This is a genomic window from uncultured Rossellomorea sp. (assembly GCF_947488365.1).
Taxonomy (GTDB): Bacteria; Bacillota; Bacilli; order Bacillales; family Bacillaceae_B; genus Rossellomorea.
Window position 1 is genome coordinate 150,673 of record NZ_CANKZT010000004.1, and the last position, 13,047, is coordinate 163,719.

Genomic DNA, 13,047 nt, shown 5'->3' on the forward strand with positions numbered 1-13,047 from the left:
TTATTATACTATACCATCTTTATTGAAACAAAATAAAACCCAACCTCCCTAAACTTTCCCCACCAAAAACCGATATAACCCATATAACCCTCAGGAGGATCAAACGATGATTGATAAAGTGACAGGCGGGATTTCAGGAGTACAATCATTTACTAGATTAGAGAACCAAAACAGTGAAGAAGTGAAACAAATTCAAGCACAGGAACGACACCATGAAGAAACCAAAACCCAAGAACCTGTCACCAAAGAAGAGATGGAAGATGTCGTTCATGGGATGAATGAGTTTATGTCCACTTCGAATACACACCTCAAATTTGAATTTCATGATAAGTTACAGGAATATTATGTGACGATCGTGGATGATCGTACGCAGGAAATAGTGAAAGAGATACCAGCAAAGAGAATGCTTGATATGCATGCCGCTATGACGGAATTTGTTGGTTTAATGGTCGATAGGAAGATTTAACGGAAGGAGATACTTATGGCTGATATGAGAATTGGTGGACTTGCCAGTGGCATGGACACGGATCAAATCATTAAAGACCTGATGAAGGCAGAGCGAATTCCTTTGGATAAACTGGAACAGAAGAAACAATTCCTAGAATGGCAGCGGGATGATTACCGTGATATGAATAAAATGATGTTTGATTTTAGTAATCTAATTTTTGACGGAGTAATGAAGCAGGGGACGTATACTCAGAAAACGGTATCTGTTTCGAATCCAAATGAAGTATCCATTAAAAATATCAATTCTACCACCGACTTCTCAGGAACATTGAAGGTGGAAAAATTAGCTACTGCCGCTACTATGTACAGCTCGGCGATTACCCAGTCAGATGGGGGAGCCTTTGATCCCAAGAAGAAGTTGAGTGAATCGTTCGGGATGACGGGTGAGCAGAGCATCAAAGTAAAGGCAATCAAAGCAGACGGAACGATGGCGGCTGATTTTACCGAAATCAAATTTAATGCTGAAGATGAAACGTTAGACAGTTTAATCGCGAAGATCAATGCGCAGACCGGTGTGACGATGTTCTATGATCAACACACTAAGCAAATGTCTGTCATGAGTAAGAATACAGGTGCCAATGCCGGTGTTGCTGAAATTGAGTTGCAGGGAGATCTGTTTACTACCCACCTGAAGCTTGATGCTGACAATGATACTGCCCTGGCAAATAATAGAGGCTCCATTGGAGAGAATGCCAAGTTTACATACAATGGAATGGCGACTGAACGTTCATCCAATACGTTTACGATCAATGGCTTTGAATTAACGTTGGAGAATGCATCCAATACCAATGTAACCTTCTCCTCACAGCCTGACACCGATAAAATCCTAGAAAAAATCGTCAAATTCGTTGACGAATACAACAAACTCATCGAAAAAGTAAACGGCGAAGTAAACGAAAAGAAATACCGTGACTTTCAACCGTTGACTGCTGAACAAAAAGAGTCGATGGAAGAAAAGGAAATCGAATTATGGGAAGAAAAGTCCCGTAGTGGAACGTTGCGGAATGATTCAGTGTTAACGTCGGGCCTGAACAAAATGCGAACAGACATGTACACACCTGTTTTAGGCGGTACATCAGGCATCGACCAGCTGGCACAAATCGGTATCAAAACGTCAAGCAATTACCTTGATCGTGGAAAGCTGATCATTGATGAAAGCAAGCTGAAAGAAGCCATTTCCAAAGATCCGAATGCCTTATACGAGATTTTTGCGAAAAATGGAGAGACCCCAGGTGAACAGGGAATCGCCCGCCGCCTCCGTGATACGTTGAAAAATACCATGGACAGCATTGAGAAAAAAGCCGGTAAAGCATCAAGTACGAATAATACATTTACCCTTGGTCGCCTCTTAAACAATATGGACAATCAAATGGATCGATTTGAAAATCGTCTGATCCAAGTCGAAGACCGCTACTGGCGCCAATTCACCGCCATGGAAAAAGCCATCCAGCGTTCCAACCAACAATCCATGTTCCTTATGAACCAATTTGGCGGCTAATCACAATTAAAGGAGGGTCACTATGGCCATCAACAACCCGTATGCAGCATATCAAAACAACTCGGTTAACACCGCGTCACCAGGTGAGCTCACCCTTATGCTCTATAACGGAAGCCTGAAATTCATCCATATCGCGAAAAAAGCGATAGAAGATAAGAATATTGAACTGAAGAACACAAATATCCAAAAGACACAGGCCATCGTGAATGAGCTGATGGTTACATTAAACATGGATCTTGAAGTCTCTCAAAACCTCATGTCCTTATACGACTACATCAACCGTCGCTTAACAGAAGCCAACATCAAAAATGATGCTTCTATTCTAGTAGAAATAGAGGGACTCATCACAGAGTTCCGTGATACGTGGAAAGAAGTCATTCAACTGAATCGACAGAAGCAGCACGCAGGTCAGGCAGGGCAGGCATGAGCTCGGTCGTTCTTTGTTATTCGGTTACGAAGCAATTGAAAGAAGCACTCGAACATACGGTAAATCGAGAGTCCACGATCGAAACAATAGAGTCTCTTTTAGATAAAAGACAGAGTTTGATCACTGCGATCAAGCCTCCATTTACTGAAGAGGAACATGTGCTTGGAAAGCAAATGATCATATGGAACCAAGAAATAGATAGGAAACTCTCACAAATGCAGTCTTCAATAAAACGAGATTTGAACGGGTTATCCAAGAAAAAAACCTCCGTACAGAAATACTCCAACCCATACGAATCTTTACAACATGACGGCATGTTTTACGACAAAAAGAAATAGCGAAAAAACCTCGACCAACTCGAGGTTTTTTTCTTTTTCCAAATACTCTCATGCTATAATAATAGAAAAAATGCTGGAGGAAGCCGGGATGAAAAATCGTCTGGTAGATGAAATCAGATGTCTTTGCGTCACCTATCCTGAAGTCCATGAACACATAGACGGCTTTGGACACACTTCTTTTCGAGTGAAAGACAAACCATTTGTGATCATTGGCGAAGAGAACAATTTCTCCTTATCTATTAAAACCCTCCCCACCATGCAAGAAATCTTACTGGAGCAGCCTGGCTACATAAAAGCTCCCTATATCGGTAGACACGGCTGGGTGTTGGTAGAGATAGAGGAAGTAGGATGGCAAGCAATTGAAGCCTTGATTCACGAAGGCTATTTGAGAGTGGCACCCAAGAAACTGGCAAATCAAGTTCGAAACGGATGAAGACATATGATCAACCTAATCACCAATGAACTTATAAAACAACTATCACGTCCCCGCATGTGGATTTCCCTTGGGGTTATCGTATTCATCAACACCATCGCATCCCTTTTCGTCTACATGCTATTCGACGGAATCCAATTCTCCTTCTGGGAATATATGAGAATCAGCTCGAACCTGCTCATTGTCCTGCAAGTCTTCTGCCTCATCATAGCAGGGGACATCGTATCAAGCGAGTTTTCGTCAGGTACCATCAAGCTACTGCTCATACGTCCGGTCAACCGTGTGAGGGTTCTTCTCTCAAAATACTTAACGGTTATCGTCATAGCAACACTTCTGACCACTGTACATTTTGTATTTTCGTCCATACTGGGCATACTCTGGTTCTATGACAGCTTCTTTGATTTCAGCGTGAACGTTTTTATTGTAGCGGGAGCATATGTGCTGAGATTTCTTGAGCTGGTCGTGATTTGTTCCTTTGCTTTCACTCTGTCTGTACTGACGAGAAGCAGTTCCTTTGCCATTGGATCGACCATCTTTCTGACATTCTCTGCAGGGACATTCTTACTTGTAATGAACGAAAGGGGAATGGAGTGGGGGAAGTATTTGTTGTTTGCAAATACGGATCTGCAGCAGTATTTCTTCGGAACACCACCTTTTGAAGGGATGACGTTTTTATTTTCTATTGGCGTTATTGTGGTGTACTTGATTGGATTTGGTGGATTGGCCGGGTGGTTTTTTGGTCGGCGGGATGTGGATGTTTAGGAAGTCCGTTCTTGATAGGGTGCCAGGCACGGAAGCATGATTTGGTGCCTGGCACCGATTAGGGGAAAAGTGCCAGACACAAACAGGCAGAAAAGTACCTGGCACCAAAGGGTCAATTTGTACCTGGCACCAACTTTCACGTAGGACACCCATCAATCCGACAAAAAAAGAGGTTTTTTTAATCTAAATGTCGAATGTAATTATTTGTCTAAAATACTCAAAGAAGAAAGGAAGATTCAATGCCTAGAAAGCCTAGAATTTGGTATCCTGGAGCTATATACCATGCGACTGCCCGGGGAAATAGAAAGAACAACCTTTTCCGTGACCGAAAAGATTATCAATACTATATACTCCTGATACAAAAAGCAAAGGAGAAAATCCCCTTCATTCTTCACTCATATTGCCTCATGCCAAATCATATCCACCTCATCATCGAAACCATTGAACACCCTTTGTCTCAAATCATCCATTACCTCCACTCTAACTACGCCAAGTATTTTAATAAAAGGTACGATTACATTGGTCATGTATTTCAAGATCGCTATTATGCCAAGTTAATCAAAAACTGGAAGCAGATGATAGATACCAGTAGTTATATCCATCTGAATCCTGTAAGGTCCAGGTATGTAAAAAGCCCGGAAGATTATCATTGGAGCAGCTATAAAGCCTTTATAAAAGTCGGTTACAAGAACCTTGCAGATCCCACAAAGATATTAACAAACCTTGGTGATAATCCTCATGATAAGTACAAATTTTATGTGGACACCAAATTGAATACGAAAGATTGGGACGTAATTAAATAATAATGGGTGCCAGGCACAAAACGAGTTAAAAAGTGCCAGGCACCAAACATGATAATAGTTCCTGGCACTTTCAGGTCTACCAAGACATTCACAATTCCGCCCCAAACCATTCACAAATCCTCCAAATTCCCACCGTTTATTCTCCTCAAAAAGTGAGAAAATAATAATAGAAAGAGTGAAAGGTGAACCCTACATACTCGCAACCATCACCTCACTCTAATATTCTCCAAGCTCTTATCCAACACCACTTTCGACACCACATTACAAACTTTACGAAAAATTGACAAAAAATTTAGAAAGTTTAAGGAGGATTCACAAAGGGAATGGAGAATATATAAACATAGCTTTATTTTTAAAAGGAGGAGTTTACATGTTGAACTACAACATTCGAGGCGAGAACATTGAGGTAACTCCAGCGATTCGCGAACACGTGGAGAAAAAGATTGGCAAGTTAGACCGTTACTTTAATGAAACTCCTGATGCAAATGTACATGTTAATTTAAAAGTGTATCCTGATAAAAATACGAAAACTGAAGTGACTATTCCAATGCCGCAATTAGTGTTACGTGCAGAGGAACGCAACACGGATATGTATGCGGCCATTGATCTGATTGTAGATAAATTGGAGCGTCAAATTCGCAAACATAAAACAAGAGTGAACCGTAAGATGCGTGAAAAGGGCAGCCCGAAGGAGTTTTTCGCGGCTCAGGAAGATCTTAATCACGTTTCTCCAAATGGTGCAGCTGCGGTTGAACTGGAGGAAGAGGACGATACGGAAGTAGTAAGAACGAAGCAGTTCAATCTTAAGCCTATGGACAGTGAAGAAGCGATTCTTCAAATGAATATGCTGGGTCACACGTTCTTTATCTTCACAGACGCAGAGACAAATGCAACGAATATTGTGTACAAGCGTCGTGATGGGAAGTATGGCTTGATTGAAACGAACTAACTATTAAATGAGAAGATCCTGCAGTCTACATGACTGCAGGATCTTTTTAATAAGAAGGATTTTTGACAATTATTGTAGAAGTTTGTAAGTAGACATTATGTTTTCACCCTCAAAGATAGGATATTTATAGTAGAAGAACTTAAGGAGGACTTCACCATGACATATTCCATTGTAGGCTATGACCCGGAAGAGAAAGAGTGGGGGATTGCGGTACAATCCAAATTCCTCGGTGTCGGTTCTGTCGTGCCTTTTGCGAAAGCGGGAGTGGGAGCAGTGGCGACTCAGTCTTACGCAAATACCTCTTACGGGCCCCACGCACTTCAATTAATGGAAGAAGGAAAGACGGCAGAGGAAGCGCTGGATATCATCACACAGGATGATCCGGAGCGTCCTTTACGACAAGTAGGGTTAATTGATGCTGGAGGAAATCCCGCCACTTTTACAGGAGAAGGCTGCTATGATTGGGCTGGTGGACAAACAGGTAAGCACTTTGCTGCTCAAGGAAATATTTTAGTGGATGAGAATACCGTAAAGGCGATGGCAGAGACATTCGAGTCGACGACCGGATCTCTCGCTGAACGATTACTCCATGCACTCGATGCCGGTCAGGAAGCGGGAGGCGATTCCCGAGGCATGCAGTCTGCTGCGCTTCTAGTAGTGAAGGAAAGTGGTGGATATGGTGGCTTCAATGATCGGTATATCGATCTGAGGGTGGATGATCACGCTTCTCCTATTAAAGAATTGAAACGAATCTACCTGTTGCATCAGCTCTACTTTAAAGAGTCAGAGCCTGGTAGAGTCGTATTGCTGGAAGGTGAAATCCACGATGAAGTGGAGAGGGAACTTACACGTCTCGGCTATGCAAAAGAAAGACAGTCTCTTCATCAGAGCTTGAAAGACTATCTCCACACCGAGAATTTTGAAATGCGTGAACAGGATGAGAATTATATCGATTTAGATGTCTTGGATTATATGAAAAAACAAGGAGAATAGATTGGAAGGGAACCAGTCCAAAAGTGATTGGTTCTTTTTTCTTGTTCTAAAACAGTTTAAGGAACGCTGGAAATGTTATATAATGAACATTTGTGTACGGGACTCAAGAAGTTGGAGGTAAATACAAACATGAGTACAGTCGGAAGAAACGAACCATGCCCATGCGGCAGTGGGAAAAAATATAAGAAATGCTGTGAAAAAGAAAATGTTGTGAATATAGATACGCTGGTAAGCCAGGAGCTTGATGTGCTCCAGGCGCAGCTTTATGATTATATTGCTACGGCACAGTCAAAAGAGATGGAAGAATCCTATCACCACTACTTAGCGAAAATGGATCTGATGCAAGCGGATCCGGATATTTATGAAATGGCATTTGTCAGCTGGTACGGAGCGACTCAAAAGGATTCTGACGATGTTCGTTTGATCGAACGTTTTGTTGATAAGCAGTTGAGCACGGTGACTCGTCCTCAGACAGCTGAAGTACTGGAGTCTTGGAAAAACGTTCGTGTGACAGCAGGTACCGTAGAGAAGGTAGATGACATTACGTTACGTGTGGAAGAAGCCATCACTGGTGATGTGCTGATTGTAACTGAAAAGTTCGGTAAGTTAGAAGAGAATAGTTTCTTCTTGGGATTATTATTGCCGAATGGGGAGAAGTATCTTCCATTCGCTCAGTACTTCATTTATCCTGCGATTGAGAAAGCAGCGATGGAATTGGTTAAGATTCGATTTGAACAAGGTGAGTTTGAAACTCTGCATGACTACTTATCTGGTCAATACCTGGAAATAGCTGATGTCGGATTCGTTCTTTATAGTGCTGAGAAGAAAAAGACCGGAAAATCATCTGCGCCTAATAAAGCAAGTGATGCGGCAGACGCACCTTCTGGTTCAGATGAAAAGTCTGAAGACGCAATCGAAGGAGTTGAAATCTGGAAGACTCCTGAATATGTTGAAGCGATCACCTCTCTTCAAAACTTCCTGACTGAAAAAGGGGAAGATAAAGAAGAAAGTGAGCTGCTAGTAGCCGTATTGGAGAAATACTTCTACATAGAGCGCCCAACGATCCGCAATCCGAAAATCTATTCGGGAGCACTTGTGGACATGGCGAAAAACATCGACGAAATCAGCATCCGCCACGTTCAAAAAGAACTGGCCGAATACTTCGATGTCTCTGCCAACAGCATCTCAAGACGCAGTAAACAGATCTGGGAAAGCTACCAGGACACCGTCTACGAACTACTGAAAGCAACAAAAGCCTGACCATTCATATAATCAACATTCAAAAGTCGTCTGCATAGGCGGCTTTTTTGTTTTTTTGAGGGACGGACCTCACCTTTCACCAAATTTATGAGGGAATGCTGTAAAGTCTCCTACTCTTGTCGGATTGATGTGGTAGGTGAGGTCCGTCCCTCATCCCACTCATTCCCCTCATCCCAGAGCCACAACATATGAAATTAGTATGATAACGCCAAACATAGGATGACTTCTATATTCGTTGAGGTCCGTCCCTGAAAGGGAACCCCAATCGACGCTTTTTCTAGAGGGATGGGCTTCGCAAATCATGATGAGTCCAGGAATCCGGGTTGATAGTAAAGCATCCAACCTTTGAAAGGTCTGTGATTGAGAGGTCCGTCCCTCCCTGAGTTGTAACCCATATAGGATAGTGGTAAGATTGGTAGGGAATATATCGTGTTTTTGTGGGAGGATATTTGGATTTTGTAGCGAATTTTTAGTAGAGTGATTGGAAGCTGATGATGGTGACTTTTTACATGAGTTTTTCAACAATCTCATCTGAATTTCATTTTCATTCGTTATACTAGTGACGTTCGACTCTCATTTAAACACAGATAAAGGAGCGTTTATACATGCTTGGTCTATTAAACAAAGTGTTCGATGCGAATAAAAGAGAATTAAAGAGGCTTGAAAAGCTGGCTGATCAAATAGAAGAATTAGGTCCCGATATGGAGCGTTTGACGGATGATGAAATCCGTGAAAGAACAGAACGATTCAAGGAGCGCTATCAAAAGGGTGAAGACCTTGAAGATATGATGGTTGAGGCTTTTGCTGTCGTAAGGGAAGCGGCTCGCCGCGTTCTGAACCAATATCCGTACCGCGTCCAGCTTATGGGTGGTGCCTCCCTTCATGGCGGGAACATCTCCGAGATGAAAACCGGTGAAGGTAAAACGCTGACAGCGACTATGCCTGTATATTTGAACGCGATCACTGGAAAAGGCGTTCACGTTATTACAGTCAATGAATACCTGGCCAGCCGTGATGCCGAGGAAATGGGCAAGCTATACAATTTCTTGGGACTTACTGTAGGCCTGAACTTAAACTCGATGTCTAAAGACGAAAAACGTGAAGCATACAAAGCGGATATCACATATGGTACGAATAACGAATTCGGATTCGACTACCTTCGTGACAATATGGTCCTGTACAAAGACCAAATGGTGCAGCGTCCTCTTCATTTTGCCGTAATTGATGAGGTTGACTCGATCTTAATCGATGAAGCACGTACACCTCTGATCATTTCCGGTAATGCACAGCGTACGCCACAGCTTTATATTCAGGCAAATGCCGTCGTACGTACACTGAAAAAAGATGAAGATTACACATATGATGAAAAGACCAAAGGTGTTCAATTAACCGAAGAAGGAATCAGCAAAGTGGAAAGAGCCTTCCACATCGATAACCTGTTCGATATTTCACACGTAACTCTTAACCACCACATCAATCAAGCGTTAAAAGCTCACGTCAGCATGCACCGTGATGTGGATTATGTGGTTCAGGAAGGTGAAATCGTCATCGTTGACTCTTTCACAGGACGTCTGATGAAAGGTCGTCGTTACAGTGACGGACTTCACCAATCGATCGAGGCAAAAGAAGGTCTTGAAATCCAGAACGAAAGCATGACCATGGCAACGATCACGTTCCAGAACTACTTCCGTATGTACGAAAAGCTTTCCGGTATGACCGGTACGGCGAAAACGGAAGAAGAAGAGTTCCGTAATATCTACAATATGAACGTTATCGTAATCCCAACGAACAAGCCAATCGTTCGTGATGACCGTGCCGATCTCATCTATGCTTCTATAGAAGGGAAATTCCTTGCTGTAGTCGAGGATATCAAAGAGCGTCATGAAAAAGGACAGCCTGTACTGGTTGGTACGGTTGCCGTTGAAACGTCAGAGCTTATCTCTAAGCTATTGACGAAAAAAGGCGTTCGCCACAATGTATTAAATGCGAAAAACCATGGCCGTGAAGCGGAAATCATTTTAGAAGCCGGGCAGCCAGGTGCTGTAACGATCGCGACTAACATGGCCGGCCGTGGTACGGATATCAAGCTTGGAGAAGGCGTCATCGAACGTGGCGGTCTAGCCGTTATCGGTACCGAGCGTCACGAATCACGCCGTATCGATAATCAGCTTCGTGGACGTTCCGGACGTCAGGGAGATCCAGGTGTGACTCAGTTCTATCTTTCAATGGAAGATGAATTGATGCGCCGATTCGGATCTGACAATATGAAGAGCATGATGGAGCGCCTTGGGATGGATGACACTCAGCCAATCCAAAGTAAAATGGTCAGCCGTGCTGTAGAATCGGCTCAGAAACGAGTGGAAGGAAACAACTTCGATGCTCGTAAACAGCTTCTGCAATACGATGATGTTTTACGTCAACAGCGTGAAATCATTTATAAACAGCGTTATGAAGTAATCGATTCAGAAAACCTTCGTGAAATTGTTGAGGGTATGATCAAATCAGCGATCGAACGTCAGGTAGCAGCCCATACAGCAGAAGAAGATATGGAAAACTGGAACCTTCAAGGCATCGTTGATTATGTGAACGCGAATCTTCTTCCTGAAAACGACGTAACAGTCGATGATCTCCGCGGAAAAGAGCCGGAAGAAATGATGGATCTGATCTATGAAGATGTGAAACACCGTTACGATGAAAAAGAAGAAGAGCTTACTCCGGAGCAAATGCGCGAGTTTGAAAAAGTCATCCTGCTTCGCGCGGTTGATACGAAATGGATCGACCATATCGATGCCATGGATCAATTGCGTCAAGGTATTCACCTTCGTGCCTACGGTCAAACCGACCCACTGCGCGAATACCAGCATGAAGGATTCGCCATGTTCGAAAGCATGGTACTCGCAATCGAAGAAGACGTGGCAAAATACGTCATGAAAGCTGAAATCCGCAACAATCTTGAACGTCAGGAAGTAGCCAAAGGTCAAGCGGTGAACCCGAAAGAAGAAGGCGGTAAAGCTAAGAAACAACCAGTCCGCAAGCAAGAAGACGTAGGGCGCAACGACCCATGCCCATGCGGAAGCGGCAAAAAGTACAAACACTGCCACGGCATAACTGGATAAATAAAAGAAATGAGATGATACCTGGGACTTATTTTGCTAAAATAAGTCCCAGGTACTTTTCCGTTTTTTATGGGTTCTCGGCCCATGTATTTTTTTATAGGGCCAAGGGCTTTCAAGAACAATTGTTGCAAAATAATTTAATTTTTTCATCGCTCTGTTCATTGATTCTTTGTATGATTGTAAGGGGAATGGCGAGACTCCTGCGGAAAAACGAGCTGGGCAAGACCCCGCAGCGAAGCAAGGAGGCTTGCCGGTTCGTCCGCGGAAAGGGAGCGAATCCCATTACAATCAACACCCATACTAATTGAACAGAGCAATCGAATATTTTGAAAAAATAAATGCACAACCCAAATAACTATAGAGGTGACCACACATGGAACTATCAGAAATCAGAGCAGAGTTAGAAAAATCAGCTAAAACATTAGCGGACTTCAGGGGGTCTCTTTGACTTAGAAAACAAAGAGGCGAGAATTCAAGAACTTGACGAAATCATGGTTCAACCCGACTTCTGGGATGACCAGCAAAAAGCCCAGGGGCTGATCAATGAAGGAAACGGATTGAAGGATCTTGTGAATGAATACAAATCATTGCTTGAATCCCATGAAAACCTTGAGCTTACCCTTGAGCTTATCAAAGAAGAACCGGACGAAGAACTTCAAAAGGACCTTGAAGAGGAGTTGGGTGATTTAGTCAAACGATTAAATGATTACGAACTTCAGCTTCTTCTAAGTGAAGAACATGATAAGAACAATGCGATTCTTGAGCTGCATCCAGGTGCAGGTGGGACCGAGTCTCAGGATTGGGGTTCCATGCTTCTTCGCATGTACACGCGCTGGGGTGAGAAACGAGGTTTCAAAGTAGAAACCCTTGATTATCTTCCTGGAGATGAAGCGGGAATCAAGAGTGTAACCCTTGCCATTAAAGGTCACAATGCGTATGGGTATTTAAAAGCTGAAAAAGGCGTACACCGTCTTGTACGTATTTCTCCATTTGATTCGTCCGGCCGTCGTCACACATCCTTCGTGTCTTGTGAAGTCATGCCTGAGTTTAATGAAGAAATCGAAATCGAAATCCGTACGGAAGACCTGAAAATTGATACGTATCGTGCAAGTGGAGCCGGTGGGCAGCACATCAATACGACGGATTCGGCTGTCCGTATCACTCACTTACCGACGAATGTCGTGGTAACATGCCAATCTGAACGTTCTCAGATCAAGAACCGTGAGTCAGCCATGAAAATGCTTAAAGCAAAACTGTATCAAAAGCGAATTGAAGAACAAGAGCAAGAGCTTGCTGAAATTCGTGGAGAACAAAAGGAAATCGGGTGGGGAAGCCAGATCCGTTCCTACGTGTTCCATCCATACTCCATGGTCAAAGACCACAGAACCAACACAGAATCCGGTAACGTACAAGGCGTCATGGACGGCGACATCGATCCATTCATCAATGCCTACCTTCGTTCCAAAATTCAATAATAATTCCCAAGCTGAACCCACCTATCCAACGGAGGGTTCAGCTTTTTTCTGAATTTATTTAGGGACGGACCTCAAAGAGAGATGAGTTTCTTCCATTATATGTATAAATGTGAGGTTGGAATATACTCTACATACACGGGCAAGCGCACAAACTACTGGTATTATTACGTTTGTAGAAAGGTGAATCTGAATTTTCCTTTGCGAAAACCGGACTTCAGTTGTATAACCTCCCATTTCTCAAGGTCCGTCCCTCACCACTATAACACCCCAACCCATTAATGCTTTACCACGTTATTGAAGTGTTATTTACACCACTATGTGCCCATGCTATACTCTCAAAGGTTGATTCAGAGCATGTTTGAAGGGTGAATTTTTCTATTTGTCACCTCAATTCATTACCTCTACGATCAGTTGAAAGAGACTATTGGTGAACAACCTTCCTCTTAACAGACGAGACGAAACCCTTGATTATAGGTCCGTCCCTCT

At 43.0% G+C, this 13,047-nt stretch carries 12 protein-coding genes; all 12 read left to right on the forward strand.

What is annotated here, in order from left to right; genetic code table 11:
* The first annotated feature begins 106 nt into the window (after window positions 1-106).
* The 12 genes from flaG (at window position 107) to prfB (ending at window position 12,561) form a co-directional block, all read left to right on the forward strand.
* Entirely contained in the window at window positions 107-466 is a 360-nt protein-coding gene (gene flaG, locus Q1B03_RS15255; protein ID WP_299743068.1) for a flagellar protein FlaG, read from the forward strand.
* A gap of 15 nt (window positions 467-481) precedes the next feature.
* Window positions 482-2,005 carry a flagellar hook-associated protein 2 gene (locus tag Q1B03_RS15260; RefSeq protein WP_299743071.1) on the forward strand — a complete coding sequence of 508 codons (1,524 nt, stop codon included), beginning with the start codon at window positions 482-484 and terminating at the stop codon, window positions 2,003-2,005.
* A gap of 22 nt (window positions 2,006-2,027) precedes the next feature.
* Window positions 2,028-2,432: a flagellar export chaperone FliS gene (gene fliS / locus Q1B03_RS15265; protein ID WP_299743074.1), complete on the forward strand. Its 405-nt coding sequence runs from the start codon at window positions 2,028-2,030 to the stop codon at window positions 2,430-2,432.
* Window positions 2,429-2,770: a flagellar protein FliT gene (locus Q1B03_RS15270; protein ID WP_299743077.1), complete on the forward strand. Its 342-nt coding sequence runs from the start codon at window positions 2,429-2,431 to the stop codon at window positions 2,768-2,770. Before fliS ends, Q1B03_RS15270 begins: the two co-directional genes overlap by 4 nt.
* Before the next feature lie 88 nt (window positions 2,771-2,858).
* Window positions 2,859-3,203 carry an MmcQ/YjbR family DNA-binding protein gene (locus Q1B03_RS15275; RefSeq protein WP_299743080.1) on the forward strand — a complete coding sequence of 115 codons (345 nt, stop codon included), beginning with the start codon at window positions 2,859-2,861 and terminating at the stop codon, window positions 3,201-3,203.
* A gap of 6 nt (window positions 3,204-3,209) precedes the next feature.
* Complete coding sequence (locus tag Q1B03_RS15280) at window positions 3,210-3,965, forward strand: ABC transporter permease (RefSeq protein WP_299743083.1); 756 nt, start codon at window positions 3,210-3,212, stop codon at window positions 3,963-3,965.
* A 239-nt stretch (window positions 3,966-4,204) separates the two neighbouring features.
* Entirely contained in the window at window positions 4,205-4,768 is a 564-nt protein-coding gene (locus Q1B03_RS15285) for an REP-associated tyrosine transposase (RefSeq protein WP_299743086.1), read from the forward strand.
* A gap of 370 nt (window positions 4,769-5,138) precedes the next feature.
* The gene (raiA, locus tag Q1B03_RS15290) at window positions 5,139-5,717 is read left to right on the forward strand and encodes a ribosome hibernation-promoting factor, HPF/YfiA family (protein WP_113971339.1); all 579 of its coding nucleotides are present in this window, start codon (window positions 5,139-5,141) and stop codon (window positions 5,715-5,717) included.
* Between the two features lie 156 nt (window positions 5,718-5,873).
* Window positions 5,874-6,710 (forward strand): DUF1028 domain-containing protein, encoded by an 837-nt coding sequence (locus tag Q1B03_RS15295; RefSeq protein WP_299743091.1) that lies wholly within the window; start codon window positions 5,874-5,876, stop codon window positions 6,708-6,710.
* A gap of 129 nt (window positions 6,711-6,839) precedes the next feature.
* Entirely contained in the window at window positions 6,840-7,970 is a 1,131-nt protein-coding gene (locus Q1B03_RS15300) for a YecA family protein (RefSeq protein WP_299743094.1), read from the forward strand.
* Between the two features lie 605 nt (window positions 7,971-8,575).
* Entirely contained in the window at window positions 8,576-11,086 is a 2,511-nt protein-coding gene (gene secA, locus Q1B03_RS15305; RefSeq protein ID WP_299743096.1) for a preprotein translocase subunit SecA, read from the forward strand.
* A gap of 373 nt (window positions 11,087-11,459) precedes the next feature.
* A protein-coding gene (prfB, locus tag Q1B03_RS15310) for a peptide chain release factor 2 (protein ID WP_156142358.1) occupies window positions 11,460-12,561 on the forward strand; the annotation gives its coding sequence in 2 pieces (ribosomal slippage) (window positions 11,460-11,531 and window positions 11,533-12,561; 1,101 coding nt in all).
* Window positions 12,562-13,047 lie beyond the last annotated feature (486 nt).